The organism is Exiguobacterium sp. Leaf196 (assembly GCF_001423965.1).
Lineage (GTDB): Bacteria > Bacillota > Bacilli > Exiguobacteriales > Exiguobacteriaceae > Exiguobacterium_A.
Map to the genome: position 1 here is coordinate 283,589 of NZ_LMPV01000007.1, position 23,682 is coordinate 307,270.

Below are 23,682 nucleotides of genomic sequence, written 5' to 3' on the forward strand. Positions count from 1 at the left end.
CCTTCCCTTAAACGAGCTCAGTGAATGATTTACGGAACTTGATGTGCAAGAACGTTCCGGCTGAGAATAAGAGGAGCGTGATACTCCAGAAGTACAGACCCGTTGGCCATTCTTGCCAGACCCAATGTCCGCCGAGCAAGCTCGCCCGGTATCCCTCGACGAGATAGTAGACCGGATTCAAGCGGAGGACACCATGCAAGACGTCCGGGAACCGCTCGATGTTCCAAAGGATCGGTGTCATATAAAAGAGCATCCGCATCATCGATTGCAAGAAGAGCTGGATGTCCTTGACAAGTGTGACGAGTGTCGAAAAGCAAAGCGAAAAGGCATAGACGAAAATGTATGTGGCAATCATATAATACGGCAATTGAAGCAGTTTCCATGTGATCGGGATGCCGTTTGCAATGATGACGACGATGACGATGGCAAGCATCGCAAAATGTTGATACATCCGGGACAAGATGACATACGATGGAATCGCACTCATCGGGAAACGCATCTTCGTTACCATCGCGAGACGGCTGTTGATCGAATTCGACCCCCGAAGCAACGCATCGTTGATGAAGAACCAAACGACGATCCCGCAAAGGAGCCAGACGATGAATGGAATGTTTCCGTCGACGTCTTTATTTCCGCGCAGACCGACTCCGAAGACGAACCAGTAGATGAAGATTTGGAGACCCGGGTTGAGGAGCTCCCATAAAAGACCAAGGCGCTGCTCTGCATGCGCTGATTTGATTTCATATCGCGCCAACCGGCGAATCAGGGGGAAATTATCGACCTGTTCCCGGATGATACTTCTCATTTCTTTCAGCATAAGTGTAAGTTCCTTCCGATTCATGATACATGTATTTTATTTTCATATTCGTTGATTCCACTCAAAAAAGACGGATGCCGTCCGCGATTGCTCAAACGAACGCTCCCTCCGCGTGAACGGGACCTTGCCCGGTCGATTCTGACTCGCCTCCTTCTTCGCTTATTCGTGCATGATAGAAGCAATACTTCCTGTATACACTTAATCAATTCTAGCCATCGGGAAAAAGCGTGTCAATGTATTGGACGAACCGACACCAAACTGTAGTTTTTCAGGCACGAAAAAACCGGCGGGTATACCACCGGTCATCTCCTAGTTTGTTTCCTTTACGCATGATTAAAATGTGGAAATTCGATCGTCGTCGGTGGAGAAGCGAGTCCCCATACGAGGAGAACCGTAATCACACAAATAATACCGACAAGAACGCCTCCTCGAATCTTATCATTCATCCAGCGTTGCCCCTTTTCATCCGAACTGCTTGTATAGTGACATCATACAATATTTAGCAATTTTGGACCACTAAAAAATCGACATTTAATGGGAATGTTTAACGATTGTTCATATTCTTTCGTTTCATTTTTATTCGAGACAAGATATAATGAAAGCGTTACCATTTAATCGAGAAAGCGAACGTTCGGATTTAAATTACATCGAACGAACGACTCCCGTAGGTTGTCATGTTGTCGGACCTAAGAATTTACGTTATTTACAAAAGGTTCATCCCACGAAGCTTTCCGAACCCTTTATAGTAGAAGAAGAGGTCAACGATCGCAGCTCGACCTTGCATTCATACCCCACTCTTGAAGGAGGATTTTTACGTATGTACAAATCAAAACCGCTTTACGCGGCAGCTGTGGCTGTCGCCCTGACGACATCGGCAATCGTGCCGGTTGCCCAAACGACAGTTTCGGCTGCAACGCATGTCAAAGTCAAAACGGTCAAACTCAAGTCACTCGTCTTCACGAAAGGTGCTCCGGTCAAACTCCCTGCTACATATAAAGGTGAGAAGATCACATGGAAATCTTACGATCGCCATGCGTTCAACCGTTACCAAACGGTCAAAGGAACATACGGTAAGAAAAAGAATCCAATCGAAGTCAAGATCTACATCCAGAACTATGCAGTGAAATTCGTCGAGAAAGTCGCGGATCAAACGATTTACGTTGATCAAAAGCCAGAATTGCCAAAAACATTGGCTGTTCTCTACGCGACAGGTCGTATCTATGACAAACCAGTCCGTTGGTCAAAGGTCGATACGAGCGAAGCGGGTGTGAAATATGCGGTCGCAAGTTATACACGCCTCGGAAAGACAATTACATTAAAAGCAAAAATCACAGTTCTCGACGTCAACACGGATGACTTCTCGATCGGTTTGATGCACACGAACGATACGCACGCGAACCTCGATAAGACACCAAAACGTGCGACAGTCATCAAAGAACTTCGCGCAGCTTACCGTGCAGAAGGTAAACCATCGCTTCTCTTAGATGCAGGTGACGTCTTCTCTGGAACACTCTACTTCAACAAGTTCCTCGGTCAAGCAGATCTTGAACTGATGAACTACATGAAATACGACATGATGACATTCGGTAACCACGAGTTCGATCTTGGGGATACTGACAATAACATCGCCTTGAAAAACTTCGTCACGGCTGCAAAATTCCCGTTCATCACAGCGAACGTCGATTTCAGCAAAAATAAGTCGTTCAATGGTCTACAAAAGAAAACAATCACTGCAGGACCGGAGCGCGGCAAGATTTATCAAGGCATCATCAAGGAATACAAAGGTCAAAAAATCGGTTTCTTCGGTCTGACGACAGAAGAGACGAAAGATATCGCAAGCCCAGGTACGGTTGCGTTTGCAAACTATATTGATAGTGCTAAAGCTGCTGTCAAAAAGCTTGAAGATCGTGGCGTCAATAAAATCGTTGCGTTGACACACATCGGTTTTGATGACAACGAAGCAATCGATAACGATCAATTGCTCGCACGGAATGTCGACGGGATTGATGTCATCGTCGGCGGTCACTCGCACACGAAACTTGAAAAACCGGTCGTCGTTGATAAGACGGTCGTTCCAGGCAAAACAGAACCGACAATCATCGCTCAAGCCTACCAATACGGTGATTTCCTCGGAAATCTTGACTTGACGTTCGACTACAAAGGGAAATTGACTGAGTATAACGGTTCATTGATTGATGTTTCTACAGCAAAAGAAGATGTGCGTGCGGCTGAAATCCTTAAGCCCTATGCGGATCAAATCGCTGAATTAAAAAACGAAGAAGTCGGTGCGAATATCGTTAATGCCCTTCCAAACCCACGTGGCGAAATCAGTGTCCGCAACAGCGAAACGGCTCTCGGAAACTTGATCACGGATGGTATGCTCAAAAAAGCAAAAGAATACAATAAAGACACAGTCATCGCGATGCAAAACGGTGGAGGGATCCGTGCTGCCATTGATGCTGGACCACTCACTGTCGGTGAAGTCTTAACGACGCTTCCATTCGGTAACACACTCGCGACAGCGAAAATGACAGGTGAAGAAATCAAGAATCTTCTTGAAATCAGTGTTGGGGTTGCGCCAAAAGAAAACGGTGGTTTCCTCCACGTCTCGGGTATGAAGTTCGAGTACGACAGCACAAAAGCTGCAGGTGAACGCGTCACGAAGATGGAAGTCAATAACAATGGTACATTTGAAGTCATCGATCTAGCGAAGACATACGTCATCGCAACAAATGCCTTCACAGCTAAAGGCGGCGATGGTCTCACACCATTCGCAACGGCTTATGAAGAAGGCCGTGTCACGGACCTCGGTCTCTCTGACTGGGAAAACTTACGTGATTTCACGAAATCACTTGGCGAAGTCAATTACAACATCAAAGGTCGTATCGTCGACACATCAAAATTACCAAACTAATTCAATACAACAAACAACCGCAGGTCTTCTCGATCCATTCGAGAGAGCCTGCGGTTGTTGTTTTATAACGTTTGCGCTGAGTGTTGTTTCAACAGATCAATGATTTCATCGAGTTCATACTCCTGTGCCATCATCAGTGGTGTGAAGCCATCCGCATTTTTGATCGACGGGTCGGCACCGCGCTCGAGCAATAGCTTGACTGTCTGTTTCCCCTCACCCTCGACAGCATGATGAAGCGGCGTGAACTGATCGTCATCTTGTTGGTTGATTTTCTCGCCTCGTTTCAAATACAGATCGACGAGTTCATCGTTATTGCTGAAGACAGCTGTAATGAATGGTCGCTCGCCAAAGTCATTGACGGCATCGACATCACTCCCTGCCTCTAGCAGTTCCTTGAAGATCGATTCAAGTCCCTTGCTCGACTTTCGGTAACCGAGATAATGCAATGCTGTATCCCCATCTGCATCGACTGCTTTCATATCACTTTCCGGAATCAAGCGATGGATATCTTCAAGCTTTCCTTTTTGAATCGCTGCCATCAATTCCGTCTCATTTAAATCCTGATCGTTCGTTTTTGCCGTCACCGTATCGTTACTGGCTGCCGTTTGCGTTCCCTCTTCGTTCAGCAAGATCCCTGCCCCTGCACTGACGAAGAACATGACCGTCAGAACACTAAGAGCGATGACGATTCCTTGACTATACCGTAGGAAAGGACGGGGTTGATTGAGCGGTTCACCCGTCAAGCGAAGCCGTTCCAGCATCGAGAGATTGGTCTGTAGCTTCTCATACAATAAGACAGAAAACGTTCGTTGCTGGTGCTTCTCCGCCGTATAGGAAACGATATCCGTCGTCGCAAGAAGTGTTGGCCCGAGAATATCCTCAAAGATCGCTTGCCGGGTACATTCATTGGATACAAGCGGTAGAACCATCTGATAACGAGTCCGTTCGCATGCCCGCGTGTAAGCCGGACGTAAAAATGGAACCCAGCTTCCGATCCAAAGCAACACCTGCTTTTCTTGATGATTTCGTTTAATGCGTGCAAGTTCAAGCAGTAACTGGAACCGTCGTACCTCTGTCAATTCCAAATATGAAGTCGGAAGGACGATCAAATACTTTTGAAATAATCCGATGACATGTGGTCGTTTCACATCATTCTGGAAGTAGATTTCTGGCATCCGCCACAGCTGCAATTGTTCTGTATGTATGCTGATTTGCTCGAATAACTCTGGGAACTGCTCCGCACTCAAGCGAACCCCTTCACTTCGAATCCGCGATACTCGTCGCCATTGACGTAACCAGAGTAATAACAGCAGGATCACGAGCACGAACATCGCATAAATACCGCTCTCGCCTGTTTCAAATACTAATCCGATGATGCCACCCACTGTCAAAATAGCGACGCCTAATAACAAACTGAAATAAGCGGTCTCTTTTCGTGTCACTGCTTTCCTGATCCGTTGTGCGGGATCGATTCGTTCATTCGTCTCCTGCTCCATACGTCATCTCCTTCATTTATCGTTTGGTTCATTGTATTTTTTTATCCCTTCTTATCTTAACGGTTATTCCATCAAAGTTCCAAGGGAATCCTTTCCTGACATACCAAAAGAATATTCAGACAAATTATATTTTCAAACATATCTTGATAACGTAACTTTTTTCCTGAATATTCATTATTTATGTAATAAAATTTCTGAAATTCTATTTTAGAGTGATTTTTGTTGATTTTTCAGCATTTATACGCAATTCACACAATAAAGCAACCTGTCATTCGAACCACTAACTATTTATGGATAGGTGGTACAATAGTCACTCTTTTATATTGTAGAAAAATTTGGAATCCCATATAATAACTAACAGGAAGAAGAATATGGGAGTGAGGAATTTGGGACTATTTAATTTAATGAAAAAGGACTACACCGTCCAGTATCACGTATTACGCGGAGATGAGATCATCGACACGGATCGATTGAATGTTCGAGCAGGAGATCACACGACAGCACGAAAAAAAGCCGACAACATGTTAAGAAGAGAATACGGACGCACTCAGTACAAAATCGAGTGGGTACAACGGTTTTAATCGCTAAAATAACCCATCGCCTCAATCCTAGGATTGGGACGATGGGTTATTTTCATGCGTGCTGTTGTTCTTGTTCGCGAACGATCTGATCGGCTTTCAAATAGAGACGGATGACAGTGTATAAAACGATTCCGACGAGTGCACCACTACCATCGATCAGTACGTCTCCAACGAGTGGTGTACGTCCGTCCGTCAACAATTGATGGAACTCATCCAACACACCGATCGTCATCGCCGTCGTGAAGGCAAAGAAGGCAGCTGGTAACGCTGCGTATCCTCGTCCACGTAAAAAATGAACGAGACTGATCCCAAGAACGAAGAACAGACTGGCATGCATGCCTTTACGAATGAAGAATTCAAGGAAGGCAGCAGGTCCGAGCGACGCGACGCTGATCGGGACTTCGTAATGGAACGACACGAATGAAAACGCATAGACCCAGTCGAGCGGCATATATTGCGTCAAAAATGGAATCAAGGATTGTTGCTGATAGGTCATCGAACTGAAAACGAATAAGGAAAGTAAGATGGCCCCTCCTATATAAGCAGCAATGGGTATACGGCGCATCATGCACGCTCCTTTCTCTTTGTACATCCTACCATGGATGCTTATTGTGAACATACGCCAAAAGACGGACATACACTGCTCTCATTTACTGTGCTTTCCCTCTTTTACAACTCGTACAACAAAAACACCCCATCCATATGGATGAGGTGAAAAGCTTACAGCGATGACGGTTTCGGATCGCGCAAGAGGTGTTTGATATCTTGGAACGTCACGAACGTTCTGTTCTTCGCATCGTATAGCTTATACCGAAGCGATTTCAGACTTGAGAAGAGGCCGATCTTCGTCGCCTTCTGAAGCGGTGGCGTCGAGACGTGTGCTTTTTCGAGATGATAGTTCGGGACACGTGGACTGAGATGGTGGACATGATGGAATCCAATGTTTCCGGTCACCCATTGTAAGACCTTCGGTAGCTCGTAATACGAACTGCCTTCGATTGCTGCCTTGACATAATCCCATTCGCTTTCATCCTCAAAGTACGAGTCTTCGAACGTATGCTGGACGTAGAATAACCAGATTCCGAGGACACCTGCTGTAAACATCGTCGTGCCTTGGATGATCAGGAAGGCTTGCCAGCCGATGAAGTAGATCAGGATACCGTACAAGACGACGAGCGACGCATTGATGACGTGTGTGTTGATGCGTTCTTTTTTGCGCGCATCCTTCCGGTTGAAGCGGCTCGAGACAAGAATCAACAAGAGTGGTCCAAGACCAAACATGACGAGTGGATTCCGGTACAGACGATACTTGAGACGTGTGAAGCGTGATGCTTCGATATACTCCTCAATCGTCATGACCCAGATGTCGCCGACACCGCGTTTGTCGAGATTCCCACTTGATGCGTGGTGGATCGAGTGCTCCCGTTTCCATTTCTCATACGGGAATAACGTCAAAATCCCAGTGATCGTTCCGACGATGGCGTTCGCCTTCTTATTTTTGAAGAATGAACCATGGGTACAATCATGGAAGATGATGAACATCCGGACGACGAATCCTGCAGCGAGGATCGCCAACGGGATCGCGAGAAACACAGATAGCTTCAGGGTCTCATATGCCAGAAACCATAGGACGAGAAATGGCAGGATCGTGTTGATCATCTGCCGGACGCTGGCTTTGATGTCCGCCTTCTCAAACGGCGATACATGTTTGCGCAGCTGGGCAATCTTTTCTTTACTCATAGTGGTGCTTCCTCCTCGGGTTGTTTCAGCGTTCACGACGCTAAGTAAAATAGTGAAACTAAAATATGAAACCAGTGAGCGGTGGTCGTGACGGTGCCTCTACAACACGATTCAAAAGCGGCACTCTAATTGTTTAGCGCTAAAATATTTTTGTTACCAGGTAATTATATCACATATCATAAATCGTCCACGGTTTATTTTTAAAATTAAAAAAGCAGAGACAAGCGTCTCTGCTTACTCGATCGATTTGAGTGGGTTGACGGCTGGTCCTTCTAGCACCTCTCCTGTTGGACCGAATCGTGAACCATGACACGGACAATCCCACGACCGTTCCGCCTCATTCCATTTCGTATCGCACCCCATGTGGGTACAGGTCGTCGAGACGAGATGAAGCTTTCCTTCCGGATCCCGGTAACCACCGACCGTTTTCCCGTGATGCGTGACGAGTCCACCTTCGTCCGGTTGTAACTCGTCGGCACTGCGACGCGCTTTCGTCAGCTTTCCTTTGACCAGTTCGATCGCGACGTCCGCATTGTTCTTGACGAACTGCGTCGCATCCTTCGTTTTTAGCTTCGAACGATTCGGATCGAACAGATGCCGAAAACGGTTGGGTGTTCCCGTCAATAAGTCGCTGAGTAACAGTCCGGCCGCGATACCATTCGTCATCCCCCACTTCGCAAAACCGGTCGCGACGAACACGTTCGGATCATTTGGCGTCATCTGTCCGATGTATGGGATCTTGTCGAGCGTGATCAAGTCTTGTGCTGACCAAAACTGTCCAAACGACTCGACGTGGAATTCACGCTTTGCAAAATCCGCAAGGTGCTGATACCGCTGCATCGTCTCTGTCTCGTGACCAGATAGATGATTCTCACCGCCGAAGAGACCAAGCAGACGACCGTCTTCTGTCCGTGTGTGACGCAGAGAACGACTCGGTTGATCGGCACTCATAAACATCCCGTCCGGAAACGTCTCATCGACCTGACCCGATACGATATACGAGCGATGGACTTCAAGTTTTGAGAAATACAATCCTTTAAAATCATGGAACGGAAAATGGGTCGCGATGACAATTTTTTTTGCCTCAATCCGGTGACCGTTCTCAAGGATGACTGTCGGCGTCCGGTTCGATTCGAGCGATACGGCACGTGTCTGTTCGTATAAGGCTCCCCCTTGGTGGACGATTTGTCGGGCGAGTCCTTGAAGATATTTGACGGGATGGAACTGCGCTTGATCGCGCAAGACGACAGCTTTTTTTATATCATACGGCAACTTACTTCGAACTTCTTCCGTCGCTTCGCCACCGTTCAATCTCAATCGTTCGTAGGCTTTTACTTCTCGTTCCATCGCTTGCTCTTTTGATGTCGCAGCGTAGAGATACGCGTCCTGCGTTTCAAGTTCACAAGCAATGTCGAGTCGTTCCACCTGATGACGTAAAAACGTGATTGCTTCTTCATTTGCTTCATAATACAGTCGCGCCGATTCTTCACCGACCGTTTTGATTAACATGTCATAAATTAAACCGTGCTGCGAGGAAACTTTCGCCGTCGTATAACCCGTCGTACCAGCAGCGACGTCACCGGCTTCGATCACGGCGACATCATACCCCCGTTCAGTCAGTTGCATGGCCGTGACGAGCCCAGCAATACCAGCCCCAATGATGACGACATCATGCTTCGCATCTTGATCCAAAGGGGGATAAGAAGTGGCAGGTGTACTTTGCTTCCAATAAGATGACGGAAATCCGGATAAGTCAGACATCATAAAACTCCTTTCGGAAAACACGATAGGTCGACATGTTAAAAGTTCCCTGAACGATACGAAAACATGCGTGAATCGTATAGTTTTAAAAAGAAGCTCTAATTAAGAGGGATTAATTTACTTTAAAAAAAATAAAATGGAATAATTGGGATTAAAATCCTTTATACTAAGACTAAGAATCCTATGAGAGGAGTCCATGTTATGAAACTGAGCCGCCATATCATCGAAACCTTTCGTCGCTTTACCCTTGCAGCAAGTATGGATGAGGAGGACTTAGCAAGCGTACTAGCAAAAGAAATTCCAGAACTGACAGATATCTGCGTCACGATTCGACCGACACATCTTCACATTCGAGCCGCCGTACCGTTGACCCGCTATGGTCTAGAACGCGACTTACCAGTCGAGTTGACGCTCCAAATGCGATCAGTCGATAAACGTACCATCACGTTCGAAGTCTTTGATGTCTGTCCTCATGATACCGAATCCTTTAATGAAACCTACCTCATTCGTCCACCTTACCTGCATTACACAAACCGACTCCTGACCGTTGATCTTTCCTTCTATTTCCCTTTCCGTCATGCCCGTTACCGTTCAATTCGTCACGTCAAACTTAAAGAAGGGCTTTTGCTTGCCTATTTATCTCATTAAAAGAACACCCTCTCTAATTTTTAGGTGAGGGTGCTCTTATCTGTTACGAACTCAACTTATCCGCTTGACGCTCCAGCAGTCCAAGGCGACGAATCTTTTTCTCCTCGACGACGGCAACGATCGCAAGGGCGATCAAACCGAATAGTAATGCCGCATTAAAGATGATGAAGGTATCGCTCCAGCCGTGCAACGTGACGGAACCAATCGTTAGACCATTCGTTTCCGGGTCAGCGATTTTCGCTAGACCGACTTTTGCGATCGAATCACCGAACAAGTAACCGAATGTCCCGACCATCCCGTTCGTGACCGTCGTTGCTTGTTTTGGTGCGAAGCTGATGACCGAGACCCCGATCAAGAGTTGTGGTCCGTAGATGAGGGCACCGAGTGCAAATAGTGACGCGTAAATCATAATTTCACTCGTACCGTAACGATAACCGAGGACCGCGACTGCCGTCAGCAAGAGACAAATCGCTGCGACAAGCGCTCGACGTCCTTTAAGTAAATCGGACACGTAACCCCAAATCATACTGCCGCATAATGCACCGATTTCAAAGAAGAAGATCGTATTGACGGCACTCTCCGTGCTGAAGTGCAAGTGTTCCGTGACATAAAGTGGTGCCCAGTTATCAATCCCGATCCGGACGATGTAGACGAAAACGTTCGCGATACAGAGCGTCCAGATCCATGGGTTCGAGATGACGTACGTCTTGAAGATTTGCCACTTCGTCATGCTTTCAGCAGCGAGGTTTTCCGGTTCGATCGGTTCCTCAAAGATTTCCTCACTCCGATTCCAGCCAAGTTCTTCCGGATCATCCTTCCCGATGAACAGACCGACAATCCCGATGATGAGCGCGATTGCAGCTGGGAAGATGAACATCCCGACGACACTTCCGTTGAAGAAGACGTTTGCTCCCCACAGCGCGAGACCACCAGCAATCGCTCCACCGATGTTGTGCGAGACATTCCAGAAGCCGAGGTAGCGTCCGCGTTTTTCAAACGGTGTCCAGCGGGCGATCGTCGAGTACGACGATGGTCCCCCGACTGATTGGAAGAACCCACTGAGTCCCCATAAAACCATCAAGAGACCGACCGGACTTCCGCCGGCACTCATCAAGAGTCCCATCGCGGTGACGATCAAGGACGAGAGAATCAATAAGAACGAGATGACGCGTTTCGTATTTTTCCCGTCGACGAAGTAGCCGAGCAACGTTTTCCCGATTCCGTATGTAATTGAGAAGGCGAAGCCGATATATCCGAGTTCCGTCGTCGTAAAGCCCAGTTCCTCTTTCAAGAGCGGTTGCGCTGCCTTGAAATTATTTCGGATGAGATACATCGCCATATATGAGAAGAAGACGACTAAGAATGCCTTTAAGAATTGCTGTAACCATTGTTTTCGTTGTACTTCGATTGGTATGCCGGCATTCGGCAATTTTTTGATGCTGAAGAAGCCCATCTTCCATTTCCCCTATCCTGAATCAGAGTCTTCGCATCATTTGTCCTGGAGCTGATTGAATCGACGGAGATAGTCGCGGTAATCGGTGACGATATCCTGCCCGACGTTTTGCTGGATCGGTTGTGTCTTCGCGATTGCATAGGTCGGCGTGCCGAACGAGACTTTCCGCAGGATCGCCTGACCGTCCGCTGAAAGCACGAAACGCATGAAGTCATTCGCCTGCTTCTGTTGCGCCCGGCCCTTCAGCTTCGAAATCGCATTGATCGAGTACGTATCGAGCGGAATGCTTTTGACCGGGTAATACTTTTCACGCAGCGATTGTTGATCGCCGATGAAATTGACCCCAAGCATCGCTTCTCCGCTTGCGACGTACGATGTCGGCGCAAAGCCGTTCGCCGTGAATAGTCGCGTTCGCTCGATTAGCTCGCGTAAGACACCTTCCGACTTCGTTCCGTATCCGTCAAAGATCGCTTGCAGGATCGTCGCACCGGTACCGGAATGGTTCGGATCCGGCAAAATTAATTCGTCCTGATACCGTTTCGCTGTCAAGTCAGCGAGCGTCTTCGGATACGGTGCCGCCCCGAATCGGTTGTTCCAGACGTCCGTATTGATGACGATTGCGAGGCGTTCGACTTCGTAGCCGATCCAGTAGCGATCCGGATCCTGTAGTTCCGCTTGATCCATGTCGTTCGGGAACGGTGTCGACAACCCGCGTTGCTTGAGTGTCTGGTGGGCATCCCACGTTCCACCGATGATGACGTCAGCGCGCGGATGATCCGCTTCCTTCGTCACACGCCGGACGAGTTCTTCCGTCGACAGGCGGACGAACTCGTACGTACAGCCTGCTTGTTCACAATATGATGACAGCAAGGCGCGACCGATATCCTCTTTCGCAGAGACATACGCCGTCAAATGCGGAACGGTTTCCCGCGCGGCTGTCCCCTGCTTCGTCTGTTCATTGTTGCGGACGATCCAAATGCTCATGAGACAAATGATACTCAGCAAGAAGAGCATTCCTTTTCTCATCGATCTGCCTCCTTCCCGGTCGGCAGGAGTTGTCCTTTTAAATAGAAGGTGTTTCCATTGTCATCATCCATGTACTGGACGCTGAACAATGTCTCATACACAGTAATATTCATTAAGTTGGCACGCGTGTTCTGCTCATTCTTGAACCGCTGGAGCTTGAGAATGCGCGGCTGTCCCTGACTGGCATCGAGTGATTGGCCGACTTCTTCATAGTCCGTCATAGGCTCCGCTTGCGTCAGGCGACGCTTGACGTCTTCTCGCTCACGTGCCGTCAAAGGACGAGATCGCTCTCCCGCATACCACGTCACGACTTCCGCCTCGGCGAACTGACGCGCGAGCTGTTCTGGTTCGTGATAGGCGTTCAAGAAGCGTGCTTTTAATGTCGTCTGGGTGCTAGGACGTTGCGCGACACATTTTCCATTCAGCGTCATGCTTTCCCCGAGCGAGAACGTCCATGTCGTTCCGTTCAAGAAACGGAGCGTCCCGTTAAATGTCGCTGTACCTGCCGGACAGGTTCCCTTTGCCATCGTCTTCATTTGCTTCAATAGCGTCGTGATGCGCTGGACTTCCGTTCCATCTTCTACCGTCTGCTCCCCCCATGCCCGGTGACGTAATGTCAACTCGGTCGGAAGTGAGTCATCAGAAGCATTCAGCCGTTTCGGTCCATCGAGGACGTGCAAGCGTCCGAAGACCGTCTGCTGAAGCAAAAGAAGACCGAGGGCAAACAAGATGCCCATCAGGAAGAGATATGCGATGGTCGATGCTTTCATGATTCCTCTCCTTGCTTGATTCTTAGATTACGGGGCAATTGTTTCGTAAATCCAGTCGAATTGTTTCGTAAATGTATCATTTGTAAGCGATTACATTAAGTCTGATTCGCTAATCGAAAAGTTAATGTGATACGTGTGCCGCTTATATCACTTTCAAGTGCAAAATCGCCACCTTGTTCCTGCATCAGACGCCGGCAGAGCGGTAGACCGAGTCCATTCCCACTCGCCGTCGTCAGACTATGCTGCTCCTTCTCCCATTCGGCAAGCACGGCTGGATCAACACCGATCCCATCATCCGTCATGATGAGTCGGAGGGTCGTATCTGTACTGACGGTCGAAAACGTCACCGTCATCGCGTCACTGTATTTGACGGCATTCTCGAGAAGATTCAACAAGACTTGTTTCGTCTGGTCCGGTTGACCAAGCACGTAGATCGGCGGAACATCCTGCTTAACTTGAATCCCTTGGCCATCGAGACGCAACTGCATGATAAATAAGGCGTCGGCGAGCAAGGCATCGAGCGCGAACATCGTCGACGTCGCGTGGCGTTCGTTGCGTTGTTGTTTTGCCTGTTCGAGATTATGTGAGACGAGTCGCAATAAGCGCTGGCTCTCGACTTCGATGTAGTGGTAACAATGTGCCGCTTCGTCTGGCGGCAGTTTCGGGATCAATTCGACATAGCCCATGATCGCCGTCATCGGTGTTCGGAGTTCATGAGTGATGTGGTCGATGAACGTCTGTTGGTCGCTTCGTTGTTGTTCGAGCTGTCCGATGTTGTGCTGAATCGCGTCAGCAAGCGTCGAGAAGTCCGCTGCCAGTCGGTTCAATTCCTCATATGGATAGGCTGGTAGCGCGTGCGCATAGTGCCCTTTCGTCAAGGCATGCGAGACACTCCGTAAATCATCGATCGGTCCGATTAATGTCTTCGCCATCCGACGCGCCGTCCAGACGGCGATCACGATCAAGATCAGAAACACGCCAGTGAAGACATAGGTGAATTGCCGCAGCAGTTCGGCTTCCGTCCGGAGATCGACGAGAAATCGGACCGAACCGATGACGTCCGTCTTGCCATACAGCGGACTCGAGAAGAACAACACCGGAACATCGGTTTCTTTCAGGAACAGATAACTCGACTTCCCTTTTAACGCTTGATCGATGTCTCCCGCGAGAAGCGGCAATTGATCGCGTTCCGAATCAGCGAGCAGTTCTGCGTTTGGTCCAAACAGTTGGACGCGCGCATCGAATCGGTCTGCTAAGTAGGAAGCGATCGGGACTGCTGTATCAGCGAGTGAGTCCGTCTCTTCACTTGCGAGGTAATTCGTCGTGTAGAGTTCCGCTTCCCGACTCAGTTTTTGGACGGAATCGACAGCGTTCTCATACAGATTCGATTGAATGAAGGCATAAAGAATCAAGAACAGAACGAGCAGTGCCGGAACAAGGAGTAAGACGAAGTTTTCCGTGATGACCTGGCGTAGCTTCATGCGTCGACCCACTTGTAGCCGACACCGTAAATCGTCTTGATCCGTTCGCCTTGCGCTCCGAGTTTCTTCCGCAAGCGTTGGACCATGATATCGACGGCACGGGTCTGACCGGCGAAGTCAAAACCCCAGACTTGTTCGAGCAGTTCATCTCGCTCGAAGACCCGTTTCGGATGCGTCAGGAAGAGCGCAAGTAAGGCGTACTCCCGGTACGTCAGTGGTAACGGGTGACCGTCGAGCCGAATGACTCGTTCTTCAGGATCAACCGATAAGAAGGGATCAGTCACGACAGGCACGGGTGGTACGACCGCCTTCGTGCGTTTCAACAGATTTTTGACACGCAAGACAAGTTCCGTTCCGTTGAACGGTTTAGTCATGTAGTCATCCGCTCCGAGCTGCAGCCCGATGATTTTATCGTTCATCTGATCACGCGCCGTCAGCATCAAGATCGGTAAGTCAGGTGTCGTCTGTCGCAACTTAGGAATCAAGTCGAAACCGGTCGTATCCGGTAGCATCAAATCGAGGACGATCAAATCAAAGGGTTGTGTTGCCTGCAAGGCGAGTGCTGCTGCTCCGTCGGCTGCCGTCTCGACCGTCTGACCATCGAGCTCGAGTTGCAATTTGACGAGATGTCGGATGCTCGCCTCATCATCGATGACAAGAATATACATGGGAATTCCTTCTTTCTGGACAGGTTTTTCTGTCCCCTAGCGTATCATGAAATCGTTTGCAATCACACCATCTGGACAAATGAAAAAGCCAGCTCCCGAAGTAATCAGGAACTGGCTTTTACTTATTTCACCGTAAATTTCACCGTGACAGAGTTGTCATATGCGTCTGGTTCGAACATCCATTTTTCAACACCCGTCTTCACCGCTTTAAATCCGTACCCATCAAGTTGTAACTTCCCTTCCCCTGATGACAGTGCCCGGTAGACATATGGATTCGTATCCTTCGTCGACTTACGAACGATTCCGAAACGTTGCCCTTTTTTGAGTGTCATTGACTTGCTGCTCGTCAGATGTGTACGACCACCATAATAATCGAGCGTCATGTATTTCGATACTTTCCCAGCAACTGTCCGATCATCTGCTCCCGTACCGACACGATGCTTTAACGTCTTCCCTTTATAGGAGTAGACATCATGAACAATCGTCATCGAACCAAGATAAAGTTTTTTATCTTTAATCAACGCGCGACCGAACGGATACGCTTCTTTTGCTTCGAACATCTTTTTGATCGCCTTACCATCCGTTGATCCGATGAGAATCGGTGTTACATAACCACCACTCCCACCAGCGGGTCCAATGACAAGTTGTTCTTTTTTCGTATCAAGGAGTTTTCCTTTCGCCCGAACATCATAGTAGTCCGTATCTCGATCCGTATACGTGTAAATCGTCGTCCATTTTTTCTTCTTCGCATCATACTTCTGCGCTTTACCGATGACATCATTCATATATGTCTTCGAGTTGAAACGTTCATACAGCGTAAACGTCTCGGGATACTTGCCACCGAGTAGATAGACGGACCGGACATCGATTGGTTTATAACCACCAGATAGTTTGCTTTTCTTTAACGCCGCGATTTGGCGATCAACGATTGATTTCTCTGTCTTACTGAGTGCTGCCGCCGAATCATTCGCTACTGGTAATGTGCTGATGATGAGACCAAGTGCTGTTGCTGCCACTATTTTTTTCATTGGAATTCCTCCTTATGATTAGTACGTCGTCGTATCGTTATGACTAAAGGTTTTTAGTGCTTGTGAGTCAGTGATGTACCAGCGTTCGTCATCTAAGTTGTACTTCAGGTAATATTTGAAAGGTACGTCTTTTCCAGGATTGCGTTCATCGAGTGAATCATCATCCTCTTTATAATAGCTACCTTCGTAATAGCAAATTGCTTCGACGGTCGCAGTCAAATCAGTCGCGACTTCGCTGACGGTGATGGATGCTGGGGAATATTCGATTTCATTCAAATATCCATCCCAGTAAACGCCATTCTTGTCCATGCTTGCATAATAACTTTGTTGTTTATTCAAATACGCAGACGACGTGAACAATGTGAAGGCTGACGTGTCTTTATCCATGTACGCCTGTTCCCACTCCTTCGCATGCTGGTGCACGGTATCAATGATGTCGCCTTTGACCGATTCTCGAACCTCCATGCCTCTACCTGTCGCTGAATCCGAGAGCGACTTCCGTTGATCAACGAGCCAGTCTTGTCCCGATTTCACAAGATTTAGTTCCCAGACGATCGTGCTGCCATCCGGACGTTCGTGTAAATACGGCTGATAAGACCGTGAGGAATAGTCGACCTTTACTTCGACCGTCGCCTTATCTCCTTTAATCGTAATATCGTTTTGAGGAATATCGTTGACCGTCAGCTCACCATCAAAGATGTAACCTCCTGTGACGAGATCATTCAAACTACTTTGGAAGTTCTGATTGTAAGTGTTCGTACTGACAGACAATCCTTTGACGCTCCGCTCCGTCAGAGCATCTTCGAGTTCTCGGAAAAAGAGCGTTGAAATATCCTGGATATTCTTATAATCCTGGTCGGACACTTCCTTCGAATCTGACTTTTTCGCCGCTTCCGTTGGTTTCGATTCCGATTTGTCCTGACTCGTCTTCTCTTCTTCACCAATGACGAATGAAGCATCCTGCTTCTTTTGTTCGACCGCTTGAGGCGTCTCTTCCTGGTTCAAAAAGAAATACGTCCCACCGCCCGCGGCGAGTAAGAGGAGCAGTGCGCTAATCCCGATCGTTCGCTTATTGCGTTTGTTCTTTTGTTTCTTTTCGTACTTGATGACGACGTATGCTCGTTCGATTTCTGTCCGTTCCTCGGATTCCTCCGGATGTGCTTCAAGCTTCTCAGCATACGCTCGCTCGAGCTCTTTCATCGATGAAGTACGCGATATCCCCAATCGTTCATATGGATCCATGATTCCCTCTCCTTTTGTTCAAAAATTTGTTATTTTTATCTTTATTTTACATTATAATGACGAAGTTAAGAAAGGAGTGCTTTTTAATGTCACATTGTTCGAATTGCCGAACCCCGATGAATGATCAGATGATCTATTGTCCGGTCTGCGGTCAAAAAAATCGTCCATCGCGATCCCGTTCCGCCAAAACATCATGGCTCATCGGATTGGTGATCGTAGTGCTTTGCATCGGTGGAGGTACGTTCGGTTATCTCAAATATCAAGCGGCACAACCGTTATTCAAGACGAGTGAACTGACACATGCAGCGGCTGATATCGATCAAGTCTTGCCGGAAGGTGCCTCAGCGACACAACGTAATCAACTGGCTGATGAGGACCTTGAGGATTACCTCATTTTTGATGCTGCCTCACCCAATTCCTTGTACGAGTTCCTGAACAGCTATGCCCAGCGCCTCCCCTTGCTCAACAATGGAGAAGATGGTGGTTGGGATTATTACGATCCTACCATCGAGGACTACAGCTCTTATGCTGATCTATTCTACGGTGAAGACGATTTAACAGAAGATGAGCGAGACCGTTTCGGCGATCGATTGAAGGTGTCTGAAGAAAATCCATATAGTTACCTCACATTAAAGGACATGACCTTCGATCGGATGGAAGCCATCAGCGAAAATGAATTCAGAGTCGAAACGACCGAGACTTATGCTCGCGTTCATTTCAGTAATGATGAAGACGAGAAACGATTCCATCGCGCCATCGTCGAATATGAGGTGACGTTCGATGACGACCGATACAGCATCACCTCTGTGAAACGAACCTTTAAGAAGGAGACGACATCATGATGCCACGCATACTTCCTTTTCTTTTAACAGCTAGCATACTAGGTGGTTGTAGTAACGACTCAGCGAATCTCTACTTGAAGCAAAGTGCTCAAAGCACGCTCGCTGGAGACCTTTTCGAAGAACAACAATGGCGCGAAAAAGCTCGGACGGAAGGTGCGACAGATAAGCGTCTGATCGCGCTGTCACAGCAGCAAGAGGCATTTCACGATTTGAAAGCCGCCTTGTTCATGAATCAGACGACGGACGCCCTTCGTCACGCGGAACGAGTCATGAATCAGACGTTCGGTGACAAAGCACTCGCGGATGAAGCAGCTAGTTATCACCGCACTCTTGGTAAGGTCGAAAAAGCATTTCGTGACGTGGCAGGTACCTACACGTACTCGACGAGTGATCAGGGCGAAAACGAACAAGATTATAGCGATGCGACGATTGATGTCGTAACGTATCCGAATCGTGAGGCGACACTGACAATCCATGATGCTCGAGATTATGAAGGACAACCACTTGATGACTTTACGTATAGCGGACGTTTTAATTCCGATAATAGCCTGATGCTATATTTCTATGAGTCTTCTTTAGAAATCGAGTTTGATGACGACGGCGGTCTGACCTTCCGCGATTCCGGGATTGAAAAAGACTCGACGATTGATTTTGAACAGACGACAAAACAATCCTTATGATAAAACGCTTGTCTTCGAAAACGGAGACAAGCGTTTTTGTTTGGAATCATCCTTTTGCATCTTTAAAGCGATTCAATCCATATCCCACTAATCCACCGAGGAATGGGAAGAGGAAAAGCATGAATGCATTCCACCATGTCAAAGTGGAAATGACGACACCGGCTAGGACATCGTTATCCCATTGCAGTTCAAACCGCGTTTGTGTGAAGTAGGCTAGAATGAGTCCACCAATCATGAAGACTCCAGCATAAATCGCAACATTCGGTAACGTCCGAATCCAGCGGAACCCGATTCCGATGTGGATGATGAACATCAGAATAAGAGCAATCAAGCCGTACGGAGCAATACTTGAACTAAGCAATTGTTCTTCTTCAAACGAAGTGGACGCATTCGCGATTTGTGCGAAGCGTGTCAGGAGTCCAACATCCACCGTTTCATCAAAGCGTGTCACTTTCGGATCAAGCGTTGGATCTTCTCCATTTTGAATCTGATTTCCGATAATTCCTTGGATTCGACTCAGATTCGAAGCTTCTCCCGCTTCTTCCACTGGTCGTTGCAGATCATTCAAACGGTCTTGGCCATATAAGGCAGCACCTAAACGGAATTCTTCCGTCAAAACGGTCATCTTGAAATCGACTTGTCCCGCTTGTGACATCGCGTAAAGCGGAGAAGCACCACTCAAGAAAACGAGACTCGCCGATTCCCCAAATTCGACTTCGTCCATTTCATCGAGCTCGTTTAGATAATACACTTGTCCGAATGATGTCAGTAGGACACCGAACAAATAAACGCTCATCAATGTTGTCGCAGCGATCCGTCCGACTTGCCAAGAACCGCTTAGATTCGTTTGACCGATGAATTGGAATAATAGAACACCTGCGAACGCTAGAAGGAAAATTCGAATCATTCCTGTGATCAGATGTAGATCGAAAACGCCGAAATCCGTCGCAAACAATCCGATAACCAATGTAATCACCGATAATGTCAGGGCAAAAACGACGGCACGTTCAATTCGTTCATTCCAAGATGTCGCCTTGATTCCGATGACACCACCTCGTTCGAGCAACCATGCGCTCCCGATTAATAGGATCAATCCCGGCAAGGATAGTAAGAAATGCCCTGAAAAAATATGAAAATCAAGTTGATTGATTGCTTTTTGAATATCAGAGAACCGATCCGCATCGTTACCTATCACTTCGGTCAGGAAGCGTGATTTCAAGTCTTCACTTGATGTGAGATTTAGACCAGCAAGGGCGACGAAAGCAAGGAAGAAGAACATTCCGAACGTACTAAAGTCATTCCCTACGTTTTCTTGAACAGTCTTGATTCCATCTAATGCTGGGTTATCACTGAGCAGACCGAGCATGATGAACAAGATGACGACGATCGCAGCAAAACAGATGACGGCGGCGATACTACCGATCGCAAGACTCGGATTCCCAAGCGAAAAATCGAATCGCGAGAAGAATGCGCGTCCGCGCTCTTTCCATGGAAGGTTCACGTTCCAATCCTGTGATTTCCACTTCTTACGAATGTCGTCCATACCCGGAAGACGGTCCACAAGTGAGCCTTCTGACGTCGCGGCGACGAGACGCGAATGTCCACAATTCGGACAGTAGGACGCGCGACCATCCATTTGCGTACCGCATCCGACGCAAAAATGGGCAGTTTGTTCAAAACGAATCGGACGGGCTTGCTTATCAAGCGATGTTCCGTCTACCTCGCAATACTGGGCGTGCGGAGCATGTGCTTGACCACAGGTCGAACAATACTTCATACGCGTTGCCCCATTTCTGATCCACAGCATGTGCAAAAATGCTGATCATTACGTTGTGGCGTATGGCATGTCGTACATGCGACTTTCGCTTGTTCGTTCTCACGGGGAACAGACGTGCCGCATTTCCCACAGAACTTCGCACCTGGCTCAAGAGGTGTCCGGCATGACTTACATTGTTTTTGTCCAGCTTCGACTTCCATCTCGTCAATCCGTGACAAGGCACCGAATACGAGTACTTCCTGCGCGAGAATATCCTCAATTTCTTGACGACGACCTTCATTCCGCAGCTTCATATAATGACGCTCTCCGATCTCGTACAGTAAGCGTCCTTTTTCACGTCGGGCTTGCTCCGCCTGATCCTGTAATTCTTTTGCTGTCATTCCTTGAAAACGTGATTTGACTGCTTGCCAATCCATCATCCGTGTAGCCTCCCTTATTCTTATTTAATATTCGTTGCCTGTTGAATCCGGAATTCTTCCTCATAGCTATCTTCTGAACTGCCATATGTGAAGAGGTAGCGGAAGAGTGATTTCGATGTAGACTTTCCTGGTGATTCACTCGCATACGTGTACAGCTCGCCTCGGATATATGTCGTCGCCATGACTTCAATACCGACCGTATCCCCGTACTCGACGAACTTCGCTGATGAACGATCAATCGAGGCATTCATGAACTCTCCGTCCCACTCCAAGTCCTTTCGACTCCAATCGTCATAGTTCTTTTGTTGTTTTGCAAGATAGGACGCATCATCAACGAGCGAGAAATAACTCGTATCTTGATAGGTTGCCGCATCGACCCAGTCAGACGCGTGGTCCTCGACGACTCCTTGAAGTTGGTTCAAAACGGCTTCTGACGGTGCGAACGTGAACGTCGCTTTTTTCGTATCCGGTTTGACGAGAATCTCATCCGAAGTTTCCTCTCCCCATGGGAACGAATTCTCGATTGAGAGTTTGATCCCGTTCTTCGGGATTGGTCCATAGTTCTTCAAATCTGATACTTGTTTCGATGTCGATTTTCCGTCAACGATCAAAAAGGCATCCGGATACGTCTGATCGAGCTCGATCGCATTTCCTTTTAACGTGATTTCGAATTTTCGATCCGCAGCGTCAAGCGTCAACGGATTGATCGTGACGTCGCTCGATTCTTTACCGTATTCGCCATCGTACGCGATTTTGGCATCCGTTAATCCCGGATAGACACCGTCCATCATGATCCCTTCCGCTGACGCTTTACTACTTTCCGTTCCAACAGGATTCACGAGTGTTACCTTCGTTCCTTTAAAGTTACTGATGACTTCCGTTTTGACACTATCGAGGCGTAAACGGTAATCCTTGAAGATTCCGAGTTGACGACCACTGGCGACGATTTGACCCGGAACATCACTATCGTTTTCTGCTTGAATCGACGCACCCGCCATCAATAAATAATCCATGAATGATTTCTTTTGCTCCGGCGTCTCTTTCAAAGCATCTAAAAAACGTTGCGCCATTTTTCGGTCAATCGGCTTTCCATTGAACTCTGTATGCTCAGCGAGTAATGTAGCGTCACCGGAGCGAATCGCATCGCGGACTTCATTCGTCGTCGCCTCAACAGTAAACCATTGTGTGGCGAGACCATAGTAGGCACCACCAGCTACGACCAATAATCCAACGGTCAATAAAATCGCTTTTGCAGACCTACTCGTTTTTTTAGGTCGAATTGGTCTTCCGTCGCGTTCTTTCTCTACAGATTCTGCGTGTTCTACATGCTGTTCTAAGGCATCACCGCAACTCGGACAGAATTTCAATCCACGCTTCGTAGCATCCGAACAATTCACACATGCCATGCCAAGCCTCCCTCTCTATTTTTCAATTTTAATTAGTAAAAAATAACCATAGAAAATTCTAACACGTATATTCTATATTTACTATTTATTGTAAAGATTATTTTATTATTTATTAAATAATGATTATTACGAAAACAACTAGTCTCGCTCTTATTTAAAAGAACAGACTAGTTGATACTCATCGTTACATATAAGATGTCACTTCAGTGAGACTGCATATTTATCAGCAAGGTCCTGTAAGTCATACATATACTCGCGTGCCGTCGTTCGAGTTTCCGTCATCAGATTGTTCGCTGAAGTAATTTTAGAAGCATCTCCCGTATCAATCGCTGAAATGATTTCAGACAGACCCTCCGTATTTTTTGCCATCATTTTAATCATCTTAGCATGTGTATTACGAAGCTCTTTCGGAGGTATGATTTGTTCAATCGGTTCTTGCATTTCGACTGATTCTGGTAAAAACTTTTCCGTTACTCGACTTCTGAATGTTAAATCATCGATTTCACCATCAATCGATTCTTGACGCAGGGTATCAAAATCTTTAGCAAATTGAGATAAATCTTGGGTAACCGGACGGACATCCGCTAAATAGCTTTTGAAGTTTTCCTTTTCATTACTGACCTGTGAACCATCCGTCTCGCCTACTTTGCTGACTGTTTCGCCCGTCGTTTCGCTTGAGTCACACCCTACTAAAGCAGCAGACATTAAACCTGACAGCAATATCGCCCCAATTTTTCCCATCGTTACCTCCAGATATCGTATTTAGTATAAGTATACATTTAAAAACATTTGAAACTTTTTAAGTTACATATAAAATAAATAATTTATATTAAAAGAGGCTGGGACATAACTAGCTGAATTTAACGAGAAGAAGGAATTGCCATCACTCAGGATGTGCAATTCCTTCTTTTTTTATTGTCTCGCGTCAAGTTG

The 23,682-nt window shown here is 47.3% G+C and carries 22 protein-coding genes; 5 read left to right on the forward strand and 17 right to left on the reverse strand.

Annotation, left to right across the window (positions count from 1 at the left end; translation table 11 throughout):
• Positions 1–7: 7 nt before the first annotated feature.
• Positions 8–817, reverse strand: coding sequence for an ABC transporter permease (locus tag ASG02_RS10700; RefSeq protein WP_035410437.1), 810 nt, complete (start codon positions 815–817; stop codon positions 8–10).
• A gap of 323 nt (positions 818–1,140) precedes the next feature.
• Positions 1,141–1,263, reverse strand: a complete 123-nt coding sequence (locus tag ASG02_RS15895) for a hypothetical protein (RefSeq protein ID WP_255344369.1) — start codon at positions 1,261–1,263, stop codon at positions 1,141–1,143.
• Positions 1,264–1,634: 371 nt separating this feature from the next.
• Between ASG02_RS15895 and ASG02_RS10705 the strand changes: the two genes are divergently transcribed.
• Positions 1,635–3,731 carry a 5'-nucleotidase C-terminal domain-containing protein gene (locus ASG02_RS10705; RefSeq protein WP_056063308.1) on the forward strand — a complete coding sequence of 699 codons (2,097 nt, stop codon included), beginning with the start codon at positions 1,635–1,637 and terminating at the stop codon, positions 3,729–3,731.
• 62 nt (positions 3,732–3,793) lie between these two features.
• Here the strand turns inward: ASG02_RS10705 and ASG02_RS10710 are convergent, their stop codons facing one another.
• On the reverse strand, positions 3,794–5,227 hold the full coding sequence (locus ASG02_RS10710; protein ID WP_056063311.1) for an ankyrin repeat domain-containing protein: 1,434 nt from the start codon (positions 5,225–5,227) through the stop codon (positions 3,794–3,796).
• A gap of 386 nt (positions 5,228–5,613) precedes the next feature.
• Here ASG02_RS10710 and ASG02_RS10715 point away from each other — a divergent pair, with 386 nt between their 5' ends.
• The gene (locus ASG02_RS10715; protein ID WP_156359005.1) at positions 5,614–5,808 is read left to right on the forward strand and encodes a hypothetical protein; all 195 of its coding nucleotides are present in this window, start codon (positions 5,614–5,616) and stop codon (positions 5,806–5,808) included.
• Between the two features lie 52 nt (positions 5,809–5,860).
• Here ASG02_RS10715 and ASG02_RS10720 read toward each other — a convergent pair whose 3' ends face one another.
• The 3 genes from ASG02_RS10720 to ASG02_RS10730 form a co-directional block, all read right to left on the reverse strand.
• Complete coding sequence (locus ASG02_RS10720) at positions 5,861–6,373, reverse strand: VanZ family protein (protein ID WP_056063317.1); 513 nt, start codon at positions 6,371–6,373, stop codon at positions 5,861–5,863.
• A gap of 155 nt (positions 6,374–6,528) precedes the next feature.
• Positions 6,529–7,548: a fatty acid desaturase gene (locus tag ASG02_RS10725; RefSeq protein ID WP_056063319.1), complete on the reverse strand. Its 1,020-nt coding sequence runs from the start codon at positions 7,546–7,548 to the stop codon at positions 6,529–6,531.
• 234 nt (positions 7,549–7,782) lie between these two features.
• A complete protein-coding gene (locus ASG02_RS10730) occupies positions 7,783–9,309 on the reverse strand; it encodes an FAD-dependent oxidoreductase (RefSeq protein ID WP_056063321.1) in 1,527 nt (508 codons plus the stop codon).
• A gap of 201 nt (positions 9,310–9,510) precedes the next feature.
• Here ASG02_RS10730 and ASG02_RS10735 point away from each other — a divergent pair, with 201 nt between their 5' ends.
• Positions 9,511–9,957 (forward strand): hypothetical protein, encoded by a 447-nt coding sequence (locus tag ASG02_RS10735; RefSeq protein ID WP_056063323.1) that lies wholly within the window; start codon positions 9,511–9,513, stop codon positions 9,955–9,957.
• 43 nt (positions 9,958–10,000) lie between these two features.
• Here ASG02_RS10735 and uhpT read toward each other — a convergent pair whose 3' ends face one another.
• From uhpT to ASG02_RS10770, 7 genes are all read right to left on the reverse strand, one after another.
• Entirely contained in the window at positions 10,001–11,410 is a 1,410-nt protein-coding gene (gene uhpT, locus ASG02_RS10740) for a hexose-6-phosphate:phosphate antiporter (RefSeq protein ID WP_056063326.1), read from the reverse strand.
• A gap of 36 nt (positions 11,411–11,446) precedes the next feature.
• Positions 11,447–12,436: an extracellular solute-binding protein gene (locus ASG02_RS10745; protein ID WP_056063329.1), complete on the reverse strand. Its 990-nt coding sequence runs from the start codon at positions 12,434–12,436 to the stop codon at positions 11,447–11,449.
• Positions 12,433–13,206: a DUF3919 family protein gene (locus ASG02_RS10750; protein ID WP_056063332.1), complete on the reverse strand. Its 774-nt coding sequence runs from the start codon at positions 13,204–13,206 to the stop codon at positions 12,433–12,435. Before ASG02_RS10750 ends, ASG02_RS10745 begins: the two co-directional genes overlap by 4 nt.
• A 95-nt stretch (positions 13,207–13,301) precedes the next feature.
• Complete coding sequence (locus ASG02_RS10755; RefSeq protein WP_056063335.1) at positions 13,302–14,687, reverse strand: HAMP domain-containing sensor histidine kinase; 1,386 nt, start codon at positions 14,685–14,687, stop codon at positions 13,302–13,304.
• Positions 14,684–15,355, reverse strand: coding sequence for a response regulator transcription factor (locus tag ASG02_RS10760; RefSeq protein WP_056063337.1), 672 nt, complete (start codon positions 15,353–15,355; stop codon positions 14,684–14,686). The genes ASG02_RS10755 and ASG02_RS10760 overlap by 4 nt, the downstream gene beginning before the upstream one ends.
• A 122-nt stretch (positions 15,356–15,477) precedes the next feature.
• Positions 15,478–16,383, reverse strand: a complete 906-nt coding sequence (locus ASG02_RS10765; protein WP_056063340.1) for a hypothetical protein — start codon at positions 16,381–16,383, stop codon at positions 15,478–15,480.
• An 18-nt stretch (positions 16,384–16,401) separates the two neighbouring features.
• On the reverse strand, positions 16,402–17,625 hold the full coding sequence (locus tag ASG02_RS10770) for a hypothetical protein (protein ID WP_056063343.1): 1,224 nt from the start codon (positions 17,623–17,625) through the stop codon (positions 16,402–16,404).
• An 86-nt stretch (positions 17,626–17,711) separates the two neighbouring features.
• On the opposite strand from ASG02_RS10770, the gene ASG02_RS10775 reads away from it, so the two are divergent.
• On the forward strand, positions 17,712–18,467 hold the full coding sequence (locus tag ASG02_RS10775; protein WP_056063347.1) for a zinc ribbon domain-containing protein: 756 nt from the start codon (positions 17,712–17,714) through the stop codon (positions 18,465–18,467).
• Complete coding sequence (locus ASG02_RS10780) at positions 18,464–19,147, forward strand: hypothetical protein (RefSeq protein ID WP_056063350.1); 684 nt, start codon at positions 18,464–18,466, stop codon at positions 19,145–19,147. Before ASG02_RS10775 ends, ASG02_RS10780 begins: the two co-directional genes overlap by 4 nt.
• Before the next feature lie 46 nt (positions 19,148–19,193).
• On the opposite strand, the gene ASG02_RS10785 is transcribed toward ASG02_RS10780, so the two are convergent.
• The 4 genes from ASG02_RS10785 to ASG02_RS10800 form a co-directional block, all read right to left on the reverse strand.
• Complete coding sequence (locus ASG02_RS10785; protein WP_056063353.1) at positions 19,194–20,924, reverse strand: zinc ribbon domain-containing protein; 1,731 nt, start codon at positions 20,922–20,924, stop codon at positions 19,194–19,196.
• Positions 20,921–21,343 carry a zinc ribbon domain-containing protein gene (locus ASG02_RS10790; RefSeq protein WP_056063356.1) on the reverse strand — a complete coding sequence of 141 codons (423 nt, stop codon included), beginning with the start codon at positions 21,341–21,343 and terminating at the stop codon, positions 20,921–20,923. Before ASG02_RS10790 ends, ASG02_RS10785 begins: the two co-directional genes overlap by 4 nt.
• Positions 21,344–21,363: 20 nt before the next feature.
• Entirely contained in the window at positions 21,364–22,749 is a 1,386-nt protein-coding gene (locus tag ASG02_RS10795) for a hypothetical protein (RefSeq protein WP_056063360.1), read from the reverse strand.
• A gap of 198 nt (positions 22,750–22,947) precedes the next feature.
• Entirely contained in the window at positions 22,948–23,490 is a 543-nt protein-coding gene (locus ASG02_RS10800) for a hypothetical protein (protein ID WP_056063363.1), read from the reverse strand.
• Between the last annotated feature and the right edge of the window lie 192 nt (positions 23,491–23,682).